Source organism: Cupriavidus sp. 2KB_3 (genome assembly GCF_052115685.1).
GTDB classification, from domain to species: Bacteria; Pseudomonadota; Gammaproteobacteria; order Burkholderiales; family Burkholderiaceae; genus Cupriavidus; species Cupriavidus campinensis.
In genome coordinates this window covers 252,323-267,096 of sequence record NZ_JBFRHD010000007.1, presented here as the reverse complement: position 1 = coordinate 267,096, position 14,774 = coordinate 252,323, and the positions used below count along the sequence as shown (strand labels likewise).

Sequence of the window (14,774 nt, the reverse complement as noted above, 5' to 3'; positions counted from 1 at the left end):
CCCCGCCCCGCATGCCGGCTTTTACACGCTTACACGCTTACAGCCCCAGGTCGCTCAGGCTGGGGTGGTCATCCGGGCGGCGGCCCAGCGGCCAGAAGAACTTGCGGTCCGCCTCGCGGATCGGCGCGTCGTTGATGCAGGCAAAACGCCGCTGCATCAGCCCGTTATCGTCGAATTCCCAGTTTTCATTCCCATACGACCGGTACCAGTTGCCCGAGTCGTCATGCCATTCGTACGCAAAGCGCACCGCAATGCGGTTGCCATCGTGCGCCCACAGTTCCTTGATCAGCCGGTAATCCAGTTCCTTCTGCCACTTGCGCGACAGGAAGGCCTCGATGTCGGCCCGGCCCGTGACAAACTCCGCCCGATTGCGCCATTGGCTGTCGGCGGTATAGGCCAGCGCCACACGCGCAGGGTCGCGACTATTCCAGCCATCCTCGGCCGCACGGACCTTCTGGGTGGCGCTCTCACGAGTAAAGGGCGGAAACGGCGGACGGGATTCGGGTTGGGTCGACATCGAAGCTCCTTGAGGATGGGTGGCTGGCACCAGAATGAGACAGATCTGTCTACTATCGTGGAGTAGACAGATCTGTATGTCAAGGAGATTCTGCATAGCCATATCGGTTCTCTGGGGCAGTCTGGTACACAAATTCGCGGAACGCCTATGGACCCGCCAGCGGCGGCTGCGCCACCCTCTTCGTTCTTTTCACGAATGGAGAAGGACCATGCGTTCAGGTGTTGACGGTGTGGACGAGCGCTACCTGCTTGGCGAAGGGGACCGCACCGGTACCGAAGGCATTCTCACGGCATCCAGCAATTCCACAAACATGGGCAAGCGCATCGCTGTAGAGGGCGATTTCGCGACCTGTCCTGCGTGCAAGGTCGGTGGGCCGGTCTATAACGACTGCGATCCGCATTGGACAGACATGGGGAAAGCCGTGCTGGTGGAAGGCGCGAGGGTATTCTGCCAATGCAAGGAAAATCCACGGGTATTTGCTTCGCAATTCACGATGCCGACGCAGGTGAATCGACGAAAGGACGCGGCAGCGGCCCCATCTCCCGTGCGCTCGCAATGGGCGGATGAAGTTCGTTACAAGACTGACGGGACCGATACAAGAAGATAATTGGCGGACAATCCGAAGCTCATCTGTCCAAATATGAGTAACCAAGCCTTCGGCCAACTGACGCTAAGGCTATGCGCTGCGCTGGTGTGACGCGCACCGAGATGCGATTGGCGGAACTTCACCGTTGGGATAATCACGCTCGGGGTGACGTGGAAACCTGGTTTGGCGTTGCCGATAACCGAATGCGCGAAACGCTGACTACCGGCTTGATGCGTATGCTGGCGGTCTTCAAAAACCTGCGTCCAATCAACTTCGTGCGCCACTCCGCTAGCGCGCTTGACTTCGTCGGATGTGTATCCCGCCCCAATGCCGAGACACGCGGCGTCGTCGCTGCAGTGTGCAAGCCCGACGTCTCGACTCATACGACAGCCATCGCGTTGAAGTTCTGCGAACTGCCTGAATTCTCCGACCGAAGCGATTCACAACTGCTGACCATCGCTCACGAGGTCTCCCATTTTCACGACACCATGGACACCGAAGATGATTACTACAAATTGTGGAACGCTATTGCCATTGCACGAGAAAAGAACGAGGGCTGCATCAGGAATGCGGACAACGTTGCGGGGTATATCGTCGTTCATGGCCCTATTCCTGACAGCTTCGGCGCTTTTATTCGGTAGCGCGATAGCTTGCTCGCCGGGCAAACAATTCAATGTACGCTTCCCAGCGGCGATGGATCGGTTAAGCGGCGCCGAGGCTGGCAGCCTTGGAGCGTGGGTATCGACATTGCAGCGAGATTATCCCAATCATGCAATGTTATTGCTGGTTGGATATATCGAAAAAGAAGGTGACAACGAAGATATCGTCAAACGTCGCGCGGCATGGGTAAAGGATTTTCTTATCAACATGGGCGAGGATCCTGCGGGTATCGTGTGGGGAGGCACGAGTGTCTATCGCACGGAGAATATCGGTTCATATAGCAGCGCAACGTCTTCAACCATCGCGATAGAGTTTCTACCCGCCTGCCCTCATGAATGCTGCAAAGGGTGACGGAAGACGCAAAAAATCGATATGGCAAGCGAAGCGTACCGGCAGCAGAAAGCGCCACCGCCGCATCCGCACCGGTGGCGCTTTTTTTGCTGCGGCGGCCGCGCCGCCGCCATCCTTGGCAGACCGCTTCCCCACCTACCGCTTCGTCGCCACCACCTCCAGGTACTCGCTCGGTACCACCATCGAATCCTTGCCGGCACGGTTCAGGCTGTTGATCAGCGTGGTGAGGTCCGCCTCGAGCGCGCTGGCCTTGTCCGCCGGCAGCGCGGCGAACGCCTTGTGCACGGGGCCGTACCAGGTGCGGAAGACGTCGATGAAGTGCGCCGCCGAGCGATAGCGGAAGTTGAACTGGCGCGGCGTGACGTGGACATCCACCCCATGCGGCGCGAACAGCGCCTTCAGGTGCTCCTCCACGCCCCATTTCGACGGCGGCGACACGCCCGCCGGCGGCGGCACATAGGCGCCCAGCGTCTTGAACATCTGCCCGACGAAGCCCTGCGGGGTCCAGTTCGCCAACCCGATGCGGCCGCCGGGCCGGGTCACGCGCGCCATCTCGGCAGCGCACTTGGGCTGGTCCGGGGCGAACATCACGCCGAAGGTGGAGAGCACGGCGTCGAAGCTCGCATCCTCAAAGGGCAGCGCCTCGGCATCGGCCTGCTGGAAGGTCACGTCGAGCCGCTCGGCGCGGGCGCGCTCGGCGCCGCGCTCCAGCAGCGCGCCGACGTAGTCGGTGGAGGTCACGATGCAGCCACGGCGCGCCGCCGCCAGCGTGGCGTTGCCGTTGCCGGCGGCCACGTCGAGCACGCGCTCGTCGCAGCGCAGGTCGCAGGCTTCGGCCAGCTGCTCGCCCACGATCTGGAGCGTGGTGCCGATCACGGCATAGTCGCCACTGGCCCAGGCCACCTGCTGGCGGCCCTTCAGGGCGGCAAGGTCGGGCGAAGTGGCCGGCGAAGTGGCCGGCGAATTGGCCGGCGAATTGGCCGAAGACGCGGCAGCGTCGGGGGTAGTCGTCATGATGGGGGTCTCCTGATTGGATCGCCCGGCAGGTCCGCCGGCTCAGGCGCGCGACCGGTTGAAGCCGGCCTCACGCGCGAGCACGATGGCCTGCGAGCGGTTTTCCACCTCGAGCTTCGAGAAGATGCTCGTGATGTGGTTGCGCACGGTTTTCTCGCACAGCCCAAGGTAGGCGGCGATCTGTGCGTTGTCGCGCCCCTGCGCGATCAGCACGACGATGTCGCGCTCGCGCCGGGTCAGGGTGTGGAACGCCGGGTCGTCCACCGGCACCGGCGCGGGCAGGAAGGCGCGTACTTCCTCGAGCCAGCGGTCCCACGCCGGCTCCGTCTCCAGCAGCAGGTGGTTGCCGCTCTCCAATGGCACGAAGCGCGCGTTCGGGATCATGCTGGCGATCAGCCGGCCTTCGTCGAACGGCACGCGCGCATCGCGTACGGCGTGGAGCACCAGCGTGGGGCAGGTCACCAGCGGCAGCAGTTCCACCACGTCGATGTCGTTGAAGATGCGCATGAAGCGCGCCGCGTTGCCGGGCGACGTGGACACGCGCTCCAGCTCGTTGAACCAGCGGTGCTGCTCCGCCGTGCCGCCCGGGATGAACTGCGTGGTGAAGAACTGGCGGAAGGCCGGGTTCTCCTGCCCCCAGCCCAGTTCCGCCAGCCGCGCCATCAGCTCGGCTTCCTCGCGCATCTCGGCCCCCAGGTTGCGCTTGAGGCGCCCCCGGGCGTAGCCGCCGTGCAGCACGAGGTGGCTCACCCGCTCGGGATGCGCCACGGCGTACGCCACGGCGATCGACGCGCCCTGGGAGATGCCCAGCAAGGGGAAATGATCGACGCCGGTGGCGTCCACGATGGTTTCGAGATCACGCAGCCACGCCTCGAAGGAAAGGTCCTCCACGTGGCGGTCAGAGAGGCCACAGCCACGTTCGTCGTAGCGCACGAGCGTGTGGTTCTCCGACAGCGCGCACAGCATGTGGCTCCAGACCGGACTCCCCACATCGAATTCGAGGTGGCTCATCCAGTTTGCGGCCTTCACGAGCGGCGGTCCGCTGCCCGTGATGGCATACGCCAGTCGCACCCGGTCACGGCTGGTGCAAAGGCGTATCTGCTGCTTCAGCATCGGCATGGTGGGATCGCGCGCGGGACAGGGTACGGCCGGTGCGGAGCGCCGGGGCGATAGCTCACCTCGTCCGCTTGGAACGGGCGATTGACTAATCTTAGTCAACGATCCCCAGCGTGCAGGCAAAACCACGGCCAGCTGGCCCCGCAAAGTGCGGAAAGCCAGACGTGGTGCATACCGTGCCCGGCGCATTTTCCGCGGTCAGGCGATGCGCAGCAGACATCCACCACCGGTAGCGCCCAGCCGCGCGCCATCGGTGTACGGGTCGCGCTGATCCATCCGGGCGCCATCGGTGTAGGAATCCGGCTTGCCGATGCGCAGGCCGTCCTGGTACGGATCGAACTTGCCGCCCTTGCAGGCGGACATGCTGGCCTGCGCCGAGGCTGTGGTGGAAATCGAAGGATCGGAACGATCGCCCCCCAGCCCGGCGTAAGCCAGGTTGCACAGGCCGATGGCCAGCGAGGAAGCGGTCAAGAGGGTCTTGGCAAGATTCGTGTACATCGCAAACTCCAACTACAACTACAGGAAGGCGATCACGGCTCAGGATGAAGGACCGGTGGGGGGATCGCCTGAGCCGCACCGCTCCTTGTTCGAGGGGCCGATTGTGGGCAGCAGGGTGCGGGGGAACATGAGGCGAGTGTCCCGGTTTGAGGGATTCTTCAGGGTCTATGCGGGGGGATTCCGTGGGACAAGGGTCCCGGGCACGGGTAATTACCGGGGGCGCTGGAGGCGCTGGCGCGCTTGCGCACACGCTCAGGCAGAACAGCCGGAGGAGATCGCCGGGGAGCGGGCAAGCCCCCGAGCAGGACAGCCGCCCCACTCCAAAACCCTCGAAGCCCGCCAAACCCGGGACCACCGCCTCATGTCGGCGGCGCGCGCCGCTGGAATGATCCGGCTACGTCCTGCAAGGCATCTTCTGCATGGACGCCGTTCATTCCAGAGGAGTTTTGCAATGCAAGCCGTATCCCTGTCCGCCGACACCGCACGCTACGCCCGCTGTATCGCCGCTTCCAAGCGCATCCGCTGGGACATCGACCGTGACGTCATCCGCGACCGCACCTTCGATCTCTCCCACAAGTTCCTGCCCGACGGGCTGTCCCTGGCCGACGAGCTGCCGTTCCTCAGCGCGGCCGAACGCCGCTTCGTGAGCCAGGTGCAGGGCCGCACCTATGCCAACATGTTCGGGCTGGTGGAGCGCTTTGTCTCGGCCAAGGTGCTGGAGCTGACGCACACCCACAGCTTTGGCGACCAGGTCGCGCTGGAGGCGCTGGTGCGCTTCACCGACGAGGAACTGAAGCACCAGGAGCTGTTCCGCCGCATCGAGCAACTGGCCGCGCAGGGCATGCCGGCCGGCTACACCTTCACGGCGGATGCCAATGAGGTGGCCGCCTTCGTGCTCTCCAAGTGCACCTGGGCGGTGCTGGCGCTGACCTGCCATATCGAGCTGCTGTCACAGGCGCACTATCGCGGCAGCATCGGCACGTCGCCGGACCTGTCCGACCTGTACAAGGACGTGTTCCTGTACCACTGGCGCGAGGAGTCCCAGCACGCCAACCTCGACGAACTGGAATGGTTGCGCGAGGACGCCCGCATGTGCCCCACCACGCGTGACGCTGCCATCGACGACCTGATCGCGCTGGTGGGCGCCGTGGACCAGGTCCTGCAGGCCCAGGCCACCGCCGACGCGCACTACGTCATGCGCGTGATCCGTGGCACGCCAGACGCCCCGCGCGCCGCCGAGGTGGAAGCCGTGGTGCTCAAGGCGTACCGCTGGACCTATATCGTCTCCGGGATGCTGGAACCGCGCTTCAGCAAGCTGCTGGGCGGGATGGTCGATGCCGAGCAGATGGCGCGCATCGAGGCCGCCATGGCACCGCTGATGTACGCGATGCCAGCCGCCGGCGTGCCAATTCCGGCGATGGCGGCCTGATCGTGGCCTGATGGCAGGTGGCCGGGGTGCGGCACGCGCCGCCTAGGCCACCGCCTGCACGGTCTGGCCGGCCTGCATGCCCGCCAGGTAGCGATGGATCTGCGCCACGACCGCAGCGCCCTCGCCTACCGCGGCGGCCACGCGCTTGGTCGAGCCCGAGCGCACATCCCCGATTGCGAACACGCCCGGCACGCTGGTCTCCAGCGTGTAGTCGGCGCGCTCGGTGCAGGACTGGTGGGCTTCATAGCCGGTCAGCACGAAACCCTTGGGGTCCGTGGTGACGTTGCAGGACCGCAGCCATTCCGTGTTCGGCGCGGCGCCGATGAACAGGAACACGTGGCGCATCGGCCGGGTGATGCAGTCCGGGCCACAGGAGCGCTCCTTGTAGCGCACCGTGGAAAGCCAGCCATCGCCCTCCATCGCCGTGATCTGCGCGTGCGTGTGCAGGAATACGTTCGGCAGGCCCTTCAGGCGGTCGATCAGGTAGCGCGACATGGTGGCCTCGAGCCCCTCGCCGCGCACCAGCATATGCACCTCCGCCGCGTGGGAGGCCAGGTACACCGCCGCCTGCCCCGCCGAGTTGCCACCGCCCACCAGCATCGCGTGCTCGTCCTTGCAGAGCTTGGCTTCCACCGGCGACGCCCAGTAGTAGACGCCCCGGCCCTCGTACTGGTCCAGCGATTCGATCTCCGCGCGCCGGTACTGGGCGCCGCTGGCAATGACCACGGTGCGCGTGGGCACCATCCGGCCATCGGTCAGCTCGATCCGGATCGGGTTCTCGCCGCAATGGAGCGCGCTCACCTCCAGCGGAATGGCCACGTGGGCGCCGAACTTGAGCGCCTGGACGAAGGCGCGCCCGGCCAGCGCCTGGCCCGAGATGCCGGTGGGAAAGCCCAGGTAGTTCTCGATCCGCGCGCTCGCGCCGGCCTGCCCGCCCGGGGAGCGGCAGTCGATCACGGCCACGGACAGCCCTTCGGACGCGGCATAGACCGCCGTCGCCAGCCCCGCCGGGCCGGCGCCGACCACCACCACGTCATAGACATGGTCCGGCGTGAATTCAGGCACCAAACCGAGGCATGAGGCGAGCTGGCCCTCGTCCGGCGCGCGCAGTATGCCGCCGTCGGGGCAGATCACCATCGGGAAATCGCTCGCGGGCGCGTTGCTGACATCGAGCAGCGCCATGGCGTCGGGGTCGGTATCGATATCGACCACCTTGTGCGGATAGCCGTTGCGGCGCAGGAAAGCCTGCAGCGCCAGCAGCAGCGGCTGGGTGCCCTTGCCGACCAGCACCGGGCCGCCGCCGCGCTCGATCAGCCCCACCCGGCGCAGGATCAGCGCGCGCATGATGCGCTCGCCCAGATCCGCCTCGGCCACCAGCAGCGCGCGCAGCCGTTCGGGCGGCACCACCAGCGCGGTGGAATCCTCCAGCGCCACCGCATCCACCAGCGCCGGCTTGCCGGAGAGCTGGCCCACCTCGGCCAGGAACTGGCCCGGGCCCTCGTCGGTAATCGGGAAACGGTTGCCGAGCCCGTCGCGCTGGATGATCTGGAGCCTGCCGGTCAGGATCAGATGCATGCCCGGGGCGGGGTCGCCGATGCAGAACAGCGTTTCGCCGGCCTTGAACGACGCCACCGTGCCAAACCGCCGCACACGGTCGATCTCGGCCGGCGTCAGGGTCGGAAACATCTGGTGCTTGCGGGACTCGAGCACCGAGAACGGCGCCTCCAGCCCCACCACCGGCTCGTGCGCGGCCTGGTTTGCGACTTGATCGGCAACCGGGTCCGGACTGGCTTCGGGCTCCGAAACGGCCTGCTTCATCTCCATGCGACTCCCCTCTCTCTAGGTCCAGGTAGGACAGGACTCGACTGCGTACTCGACTGAGATAGTAGCCGGCGTGGCCACGAAACACACCTGAAGATTTTAGGGAGCGATGCCCACCGTTGCTTGCCGATTTGCCCGGCGCGCGGCGCTTTGCACGACGAGCACCATCCATGAAAAAATCGACTTGTTTCTAGCGATTTAAATCATGGTGAGAATACTCAGCGCTCGCTACACTGGCTCCGACAACGCCCCCAAAAAAGCCCCCGACAGGCTTCAGAAGCCTACAAGCAAGGAGACAAGATGTACCGTGATCGCATTCGCCTGGCCGCCCTGCAGGACCGGATCATGTCGGCCGACGCGGCCGCCGCGCTGATCCAGGACGGCATGACGGTCGGCATGAGCGGCTTCACCCGCGCCGGCGACTGCAAGGCCGTACCTTTCGCCCTGGCGCGCCGCGCCGCCACCGACCCGCTCCAGATCACGCTGATCACGGGCGCCTCGCTCGGCAACGACATCGACAAGATCCTGGCCGAAAGCAATGTGCTGGCGCGCCGCCTGCCGTTCCAGTCAGACGCCACCCTGCGCCGCAAGATCAACGACGGCGAGGTGATGTTCATCGACCAGCATCTGGGCGAGACCGTGGAGCAGCTGCGCAGCGGCCAGCTTGCCCCGGTGGACATCGCCGTGATCGAGGCCGCTGCCATCACCGAGACCGGCGGCATCGTGCCGACCACCTCGGTTGGTAATTCGGCGAGTTTCGCGATGATGGCCAAGCAGGTCATCGTCGAGATCAACACCAATATGCCGGCCGCGCTGGAAGGGCTGCACGACATCGCCTTCCCAGTGCAGCGCCCCTACCGCCAGCCGATTCCGCTGATTGCCGTCGAGCAGCGCATCGGCCTGCCCTATATCCCCGTCGATCCGTCGCGTATTGCGGCCATCGTGCTCACCGCGCGCGACGACAGCCCGTCCAACGCGCTGCCGCCAGACGGCGAGACGCGCCTGATCGCCGGGCATCTCAATGCGCTGTTCGAGCGCGAGGTGCGCGCCGGGCGGCTCTCGCCCTCGCTCCAGCCTTTGCAGGCCGGCATTGGCACGATTGCGAACGCCGTGCTGCACGGGCTCGTAGATTCGCCATTTCATGACCTGACGATGTACTCGGAGGTCTTGCAGGACAGCACCATCTCGCTGATCGACGCCGGCAAGCTGCGCTTCGCCTCGGCATCGTCGATGACGCTGTCCGGGCCGGTCTACCGCCGTGTGCTGGACGAGATCGAGCGCTACAAATCCCGTCTGGTACTGCGGCCGCAGGAAATCAGCAACCATCCCGAAGTGCTGCGCCGGCTGGGGTTGATCACCATCAACACCGCGCTCGAGTGCGACATTTACGGAAACGTCAACTCCACCCACGTGGGCGGCACGCACATGATGAACGGCATCGGCGGCTCGGGGGACTTCGCGCGCAATGCCTACCTGTCGGTCTTCGTGACCAAGTCCGTGGCCAAGGACGGGCGGATTTCCAGCATCGTGCCGATGGTCTCCCACGTGGATAACAGCGAGCACGATGTGGACATCCTCGTCACCGAGCACGGCCTGGCCGACCTGCGCGGGCTGGCACCGCGCGAGCGGGCGCTCCAGGTGATCCGCAACTGCGCCGACCCGGCCTACCGCGACGGCCTGCTCGACTACTTCCGCCGGGCCCAGGCACGCGGCGGCCAGACCCCGCACCTGCTGGAAGAGGCGTTTGCGTGGCATCTGAACTACCGCGAGCACGGCACGATGCTGCCGGCGCCCCGGGCGGCGGCCATCGCGCCAATCGAAGCCACGCCGCTGGCGGCCTGACGTTTCTGCACCCCCGGGCGGTTTTTACATCCCGCCCGGCTGCCGGCTGCCTCCCACGGCCCCCAAACGGGCTCTTTTCGGCATGGAACGGCACTTGCAGCGTGCTTCGGAAGGTGGCGTGAGTTCCCGCCACCGCTGGAGACGCCATGCAAGAACCGGTTCGCCTGATCCTGATGTACGGCCTGATCCCGCTCTGGATCCTCGCGGGCCTGGGCGACTGGTGGTTTCACCGGCGCCAGCGCATCGAAACCAACGCGGGCGTGTGGGAATCGGTCCTGCACAGCCTGATGATGGTCCAGGTGGGCATCCCGGTTCTGCTGGTGCTGTTCTTTGAGGTGAATGCGCTGCTGTTCGCCATCATGATCGCGGGCGTGGTGATCCACGCGGTTACCGCCTGGATCGACGTGCGCTACGCGGTGAGCCGGCGCACGGTGCCACCGAACGAGCAGCACATGCACAGCCTGCTGGAGATGCTGCCGGTCACGGCCGTGGCCATGCTGGCCGCAGCCCACTGGGACCAATTCCAGGCGCTGTTCGGCGCCGGTACCGAGCCGCCGCGCCTCGCCCTCGCCCCGAAACGCGACCCCCTGCCGCCGTCCTACCTGATCAGCCTGTTCGCCGCGCTCGGCCTGTTCGTGGTGCTGCCCTACGCAGAGGAACTGCTCCGGTGTCTGCGCGCCCAGGCGGCGCGCGCCAAGCCCGTGGCGCAGCACTCCTAGACCCGGACCATACCGGCGCCCCGATGACCGTACCGATCATGTGCCCTCAGCGCAGCGATTGACGAATTCGGCTAAATTGGCTGCCTTGGTAGTGCGAGACATCCGAGCCACACACAACTTGAACGGGAGCGCCATGCGCGGTCATCACCTCGTAGGATGGGCACGTGTCGGCCGTCATCCCTAGCCCGCCCACCGCCAGGTGGCGGGAGTTCGTCCGCTTCCTTGGCCCCGCCTACCTCGTGGCCGTGGGCTATATGGACCCCGGCAACTGGGCCACCGACCTCGCGGGCGGGTCCGCCTACGGCTACACCCTGCTCTGGGTCGTGGCGATGTCCAGCCTCATGGCGATGCTGCTCCAGGTGCTGGCCAGCCGGCTCGGGCTGGTCACCGGCATGGATCTGGCGCAGGCGTGCCGGCACGGCGCCTCGCGCTGGTCGGCCTGGTCGCAATGGATCCTGGCCGAACTGGCGATCTGCGCCACCGATCTGGCCGAAGTCATCGGCACCGCCATTGCCCTCAACCTGCTGTTCAACATCCCGCTGCTGGCCGGCGTGGCGCTAACCGTGCTGGACGTGCTGCTGGTGCTGGTCCTGCAACAGCGCGGCTTCCGGCGGCTGGAAGCCTTTGTCATCAGCATGATCACGCTGGTGCTGCTGTGCTTCGTGGCGATGCTGATCATCGCCGAGCCGTCCTGGTCGGAGGTGGGCTGGGGGCTGCTGCCCTCGCCGCGTTCGCTCACCGATGCCAACGCGGTGGTCATCGCCACGGGCATCATCGGCGCCACGGTGATGCCGCACAACCTCTACCTCCACTCGGCGGCGGTCAAGACGCGCGCCGTGGAGGACAGCCCGCCGGCGCTGCAACGGGCGCTGCGCTACACCGCCGTCGACACGCTGGTGGCCCTCGCCATCGCCTTCTTTATTAATAGTGCGATCCTGGTCACGGCGGCCGGCGTGTTCCACCGCAGCGGCCACGCGGAGGTGGCCGAGATCCAGCAGGCCTTCCACCTGCTCTCACCGCTGACCGGCGCCGCCTGGGCCAGCGTGATCTTCGCCGTGGCCCTGCTGGCCTCGGGCCAAAGCTCGGCGGTGACGGCCACCCTGGCCGGGCAGGTCATCATGGAGGGCTTTATCCGCACGCGGCTGGCGCCGTGGGCGCGGCGGCTGCTCACGCGCGGCGTGGCCATTGTGCCGGCGCTGATCGTGGCATGGCTGTATGCCGACAAAGGCGTGGCGCAACTGCTGATCGCCAGCCAGGTGGTGCTGAGCCTGCAACTGCCGTTCGCGGCGATTCCGCTGGTGCGCTTCACCAGCAGCCGCGCCCGCATGGGCGCCTACGCCAACCCGCGCAGCGTGGTGATCCTGGCGTCGCTGACGGTGGGCATCATCATCGCCATGAACGCGGCCATGCTCTTCCTCACCTTCCGGGAATGGATGAACTGAGGGTTCGGAAAATCGGGTTCGATCGGGTTCGATCGGATTTTTATGAAATTTTTTGGGAAAGCTGTCACAAGCCGGGGTCGCGGTACGTCTTACAGGGAAAGGCAGGCGCAAAGGGCGCACGCCAACTCCCTTGAACTACCGTGAGGAACCATCATGAGTGCATCGCGTATTAACTTCTTCCAGCTCGCCCCGGCCAACCTGAAGGCCATGATCGCGCTGTCGGGTTCGGTCAAGCAAAGCTCGCTGGGCCCGCGTCTGGTGGAAATCGTGCAGCTGCGCGTCTCGCAGATCAACCAGTGCGGCGTCTGCGTGGACATGCACTGGCGCGACCTGATCAAGCAGGGCCTGGACCCGCGCCACGTGAACGCCATCGCCGGCTGGCGTGAGGCGCCCGCCTCGTTCTTCAACGCCCGCGAGCGCGCCGCGCTGGGCTGGGCCGAGGCCGTCAACGCGCTGCCCCACCAGGACCTGACCGACGCCGCCTGGCCGGCCCTGCGCGAACAGTTCAGCGAGCAGGAAATCGCCGAGCTGTCCTATACCATCGCCGCCATCCGGGGCTGGAACGTGATGAACCTGAGCCTGCGCAACCAGATTCCGGAAACGCCGGCTCCCGGCTTCTGATCGGGACGTTGCTGGGCTAGCGCGCCAGGTTGGACTACCGCAGGGCGCCGACAGCGGGATATCGCTGTCGGCGCCTTTTCGTATCTGGCGTTCGCGCGCCGCGTTCCGCGTGCGTTTTTCGCATCGTGCTTCGACCCCATCCCCTGCCAGCCCATCTCTGAAGTCGCGCCAAAGTCCTTGCGGTTAATTGCACAATAAGTCCACGCAGACCCGACACAAATAGACTCTTTCGCTCCCGCCCGGAAGTGGCCTATGCTGTCGCCACGAACAGATCGAGAATCCCGGGAGGATGGCTCCCCGCGGGCCCAGCTATGGAAAAAACAGCATTCGTCTTTGCCGGTGGAGGCAGCCTCGGTGCCATCGAGGTCGGCATGTTGCGGGAACTGGTGAAGTGGGGCATGGCGCCGGACATGGTGATCGGCGCATCGGCCGGCGCCATCAACGGCGCGTATTTCGCCTGCCATCCGCACGAGGAAGGCACGGCCAAGCTGGAGAGCCTCTGGCGCGGCATTCGCCGGGCCGAGGTGCTGCCCTGGTCCTGGCGCAGCATGCTCGGCATGCTGGGCGGACGGCGCGGGCATCTGGTGGAATCGTTCGGCCTCCAAAAGTTACTTTCACGCCACTTCGGCGAATCGCGGCTTGAACATGCCAGCCTGCCACTCTATGTAGTGGCCACCGACATGCATAGCGGCGACGAAGTGGTGCTGTCCTCGGGCAATATCGTCGATGCGGTGCTGGCCAGCGCGGCCATTCCGGGCGTGTTTCCGCCGGTGCACGTGGAAGGCCGGGCGCTGATCGATGGCGGCGTGGCCAACAACACGCCCGTCTCCACGGCCGTGCGGCTGGGCGCCACGCGCATCGTGGTGCTGCCGGCCGGCTTCGCCTGCGCCGAGCGCCGCCCGCCGCGTGGCGCCGTGGAGCATGCGCTCAATGCGCTGTCCCTGCTGGTGGCGCGGCAACTCGTGCATGACCTGGAACGCTGGGCCGACCACGCGCATATTGCCGTGGTGCCGCCGCTGTGCCCGCTCGATGTCTCGCCCTATGACTACACGCGCTGCGGCGAGCTGATCGACCGCGCCGCCGAGGCCACCGTGGCCTGGCTGCGTGCCGATGGCCTGAAGAGCCGCCGCGTGCCGGGCGCGCTGGAGCCCCACAGCCACGACGAGTCGTCGCCCAGCTGCAGCGCCGACCTTTCGCCGCCACCGGAGGCGGACCACATCCACACGCACGCCGCTCCCGGCCACTCGCACAGCCACTCCGGCCACACGCATGGGTGACGGCGTGCTGCCGGGCCGGCGTGACTGGATGCGGCGCGATGCGTCCGCCCAGCGCATGGAGCGCATCGAGGCGTTTATCGGCGGCCACGGCTACGACATGCATCGCCACGACACCTACGCGATTGGCCGCACGCTGGCCGGCGTGCAGCGCTTTTCCTACCGGCGCGGCGTCTGCAACAGCCTGCCGGGCGGCACCATCGTCCTGCACCCCGACGAGCCGCACGACGGCCAGGCCGGCACCCAGGCCGGCTTCCAGTACCGGATGATCTACGTGGAGCCCGCGCACGTGCAGCGCGCGCTGGGCGGCCAGCCGTTGCCGTTCATCCCGGGCGGCCGCTCGGACGACCCCCGGCTATTCACCGCCACCGAGACGCTGCTGCGCGCGATGGACCGCCCGATCGACCCGCTCGAGGAAGACGACGCCATCTACGACGTGGCTCACGCGCTGGCCGCTGTTGCCCGCGGACCCGCGCCGGGGCGCCGGCAGGCGCTGGACTACCGCGCCGCCGAGATGGCCCGGACCTTTCTGATCGACAACGTGGCGCGCGTCGTGACGCTGGACGAACTCGAAGCCGCCACCGGCCGTGACCGCTGGCGCCTGTCGCGCGATTTCCGTGCGCTGTTCGGTACCAGCCCATACCGCTACCTGACCATGCGCCGGCTCGACATGGCCCGCCGGCTGATCGTGGCTGGCCAAACGCTGGCCGACGCCGCCGCGTGGGCCGGTTTCACCGATCAGGCCCACATGACACGGCATTTCGCGCGCACCTTCGGCATCACGCCGGCGCGCTGGCTGCGCACGCTGGGGCGCACGCCGTAGCTGCACGATCGTACAAGACGGCCCGCCTGCCGGCGGCGCAGACTCGGGCCTTCATCCCATT

The 14,774-nt window shown here is 66.3% G+C and carries 15 protein-coding genes; 10 read left to right on the top strand and 5 right to left on the bottom strand.

The features are described 5' to 3' along the window. Nucleotides 1-37 precede the first annotated feature (37 nt). Nucleotides 38-517: a nuclear transport factor 2 family protein gene (locus AB4120_RS09960; RefSeq protein ID WP_149138045.1), complete on the bottom strand. Its 480-nt coding sequence runs from the start codon at nt 515-517 to the stop codon at nt 38-40. Between the two features lie 208 nt (nt 518-725). Here AB4120_RS09960 and AB4120_RS09955 point away from each other — a divergent pair, with 208 nt between their 5' ends. The 3 genes from AB4120_RS09955 (at nt 726) to AB4120_RS09945 (ending at nt 2,114) form a co-directional block, all read left to right on the top strand. Further along, on the top strand, nt 726-1,124 hold the full coding sequence (locus AB4120_RS09955) for a PAAR domain-containing protein (protein ID WP_187645272.1): 399 nt from the start codon (nt 726-728) through the stop codon (nt 1,122-1,124). A gap of 86 nt (nt 1,125-1,210) precedes the next feature. Then, complete coding sequence (locus AB4120_RS09950) at nt 1,211-1,744, top strand: M35 family metallo-endopeptidase (protein ID WP_187645273.1); 534 nt, start codon at nt 1,211-1,213, stop codon at nt 1,742-1,744. Beyond that, nucleotides 1,704-2,114 carry a hypothetical protein gene (locus tag AB4120_RS09945; RefSeq protein ID WP_149138048.1) on the top strand — a complete coding sequence of 137 codons (411 nt, stop codon included), beginning with the start codon at nt 1,704-1,706 and terminating at the stop codon, nt 2,112-2,114. Before AB4120_RS09950 ends, AB4120_RS09945 begins: the two co-directional genes overlap by 41 nt. A gap of 135 nt (nt 2,115-2,249) precedes the next feature. Here AB4120_RS09945 and AB4120_RS09940 read toward each other — a convergent pair whose 3' ends face one another. From AB4120_RS09940 to AB4120_RS09930, 3 genes are all read right to left on the bottom strand, one after another. Then, nucleotides 2,250-3,128, bottom strand: a complete 879-nt coding sequence (locus tag AB4120_RS09940; protein ID WP_149138049.1) for a class I SAM-dependent methyltransferase — start codon at nt 3,126-3,128, stop codon at nt 2,250-2,252. Between the two features lie 42 nt (nt 3,129-3,170). After that, the gene (locus AB4120_RS09935; protein WP_149138050.1) at nt 3,171-4,247 is read right to left on the bottom strand and encodes an alpha/beta fold hydrolase; all 1,077 of its coding nucleotides are present in this window, start codon (nt 4,245-4,247) and stop codon (nt 3,171-3,173) included. A 195-nt stretch (nt 4,248-4,442) separates the two neighbouring features. Beyond that, nucleotides 4,443-4,742: a hypothetical protein gene (locus tag AB4120_RS09930; RefSeq protein ID WP_149138051.1), complete on the bottom strand. Its 300-nt coding sequence runs from the start codon at nt 4,740-4,742 to the stop codon at nt 4,443-4,445. Between the two features lie 451 nt (nt 4,743-5,193). Here AB4120_RS09930 and AB4120_RS09925 point away from each other — a divergent pair, with 451 nt between their 5' ends. Then, on the top strand, nt 5,194-6,171 hold the full coding sequence (locus AB4120_RS09925) for a hypothetical protein (RefSeq protein ID WP_149138052.1): 978 nt from the start codon (nt 5,194-5,196) through the stop codon (nt 6,169-6,171). 42 nt (nt 6,172-6,213) lie between these two features. Here the strand turns inward: AB4120_RS09925 and AB4120_RS09920 are convergent, their stop codons facing one another. Next, nucleotides 6,214-7,995 carry an FAD-dependent oxidoreductase gene (locus tag AB4120_RS09920; protein WP_149138053.1) on the bottom strand — a complete coding sequence of 594 codons (1,782 nt, stop codon included), beginning with the start codon at nt 7,993-7,995 and terminating at the stop codon, nt 6,214-6,216. Nucleotides 7,996-8,292: 297 nt separating this feature from the next. On the opposite strand from AB4120_RS09920, the gene AB4120_RS09915 reads away from it, so the two are divergent. The 6 genes from AB4120_RS09915 to AB4120_RS09890 all read left to right on the top strand — a co-directional run bounded on the left by AB4120_RS09915 (nt 8,293) and on the right by AB4120_RS09890 (nt 14,713). Beyond that, the gene (locus tag AB4120_RS09915; protein ID WP_149138054.1) at nt 8,293-9,834 is read left to right on the top strand and encodes an acetyl-CoA hydrolase/transferase family protein; all 1,542 of its coding nucleotides are present in this window, start codon (nt 8,293-8,295) and stop codon (nt 9,832-9,834) included. A gap of 146 nt (nt 9,835-9,980) precedes the next feature. Next, nucleotides 9,981-10,553, top strand: coding sequence for a diguanylate cyclase (locus AB4120_RS09910; RefSeq protein ID WP_149138055.1), 573 nt, complete (start codon nt 9,981-9,983; stop codon nt 10,551-10,553). A gap of 164 nt (nt 10,554-10,717) precedes the next feature. After that, nucleotides 10,718-11,995, top strand: a complete 1,278-nt coding sequence (locus AB4120_RS09905; protein WP_149138056.1) for an Nramp family divalent metal transporter — start codon at nt 10,718-10,720, stop codon at nt 11,993-11,995. Nucleotides 11,996-12,148: 153 nt separating this feature from the next. Then, entirely contained in the window at nt 12,149-12,616 is a 468-nt protein-coding gene (locus AB4120_RS09900) for a carboxymuconolactone decarboxylase family protein (RefSeq protein ID WP_149138057.1), read from the top strand. 311 nt (nt 12,617-12,927) lie between these two features. Next, nucleotides 12,928-13,893, top strand: coding sequence for a patatin-like phospholipase family protein (locus AB4120_RS09895; RefSeq protein WP_149138058.1), 966 nt, complete (start codon nt 12,928-12,930; stop codon nt 13,891-13,893). Then, nucleotides 13,886-14,713, top strand: a complete 828-nt coding sequence (locus AB4120_RS09890; RefSeq protein WP_149138059.1) for an AraC family transcriptional regulator — start codon at nt 13,886-13,888, stop codon at nt 14,711-14,713. The genes AB4120_RS09895 and AB4120_RS09890 overlap by 8 nt, the downstream gene beginning before the upstream one ends. Nucleotides 14,714-14,774: the final 61 nt, after the last annotated feature.

Bases quoted from the DNA above. Each gene is read 5' to 3' on its own strand.
- AB4120_RS09960 (WP_149138045.1), bottom strand. From the start codon at position 517: ATGTCGACCCAACCCGAATCCCGTCCGCCGTTTCCGCCCTTTACTCGT.
- AB4120_RS09940 (WP_149138049.1), bottom strand. From the start codon at position 3,128: ATGACGACTACCCCCGACGCTGCCGCGTCTTCGGCCAATTCGCCGGCC.
- AB4120_RS09890 (WP_149138059.1), top strand. From the start codon at position 13,886: ATGGGTGACGGCGTGCTGCCGGGCCGGCGTGACTGGATGCGGCGCGAT.
- AB4120_RS09920 (WP_149138053.1), bottom strand. From the start codon at position 7,995: ATGGAGATGAAGCAGGCCGTTTCGGAGCCCGAAGCCAGTCCGGACCCG.
- AB4120_RS09935 (WP_149138050.1), bottom strand. From the start codon at position 4,247: ATGCCGATGCTGAAGCAGCAGATACGCCTTTGCACCAGCCGTGACCGG.
- AB4120_RS09910 (WP_149138055.1), top strand. From the start codon at position 9,981: ATGCAAGAACCGGTTCGCCTGATCCTGATGTACGGCCTGATCCCGCTC.
- AB4120_RS09915 (WP_149138054.1), top strand. From the start codon at position 8,293: ATGTACCGTGATCGCATTCGCCTGGCCGCCCTGCAGGACCGGATCATG.
- AB4120_RS09900 (WP_149138057.1), top strand. From the start codon at position 12,149: ATGAGTGCATCGCGTATTAACTTCTTCCAGCTCGCCCCGGCCAACCTG.
- AB4120_RS09895 (WP_149138058.1), top strand. From the start codon at position 12,928: ATGGAAAAAACAGCATTCGTCTTTGCCGGTGGAGGCAGCCTCGGTGCC.
- AB4120_RS09955 (WP_187645272.1), top strand. From the start codon at position 726: ATGCGTTCAGGTGTTGACGGTGTGGACGAGCGCTACCTGCTTGGCGAA.
- AB4120_RS09945 (WP_149138048.1), top strand. From the start codon at position 1,704: ATGGCCCTATTCCTGACAGCTTCGGCGCTTTTATTCGGTAGCGCGATA.
- AB4120_RS09930 (WP_149138051.1), bottom strand. From the start codon at position 4,742: ATGTACACGAATCTTGCCAAGACCCTCTTGACCGCTTCCTCGCTGGCC.
- AB4120_RS09925 (WP_149138052.1), top strand. From the start codon at position 5,194: ATGCAAGCCGTATCCCTGTCCGCCGACACCGCACGCTACGCCCGCTGT.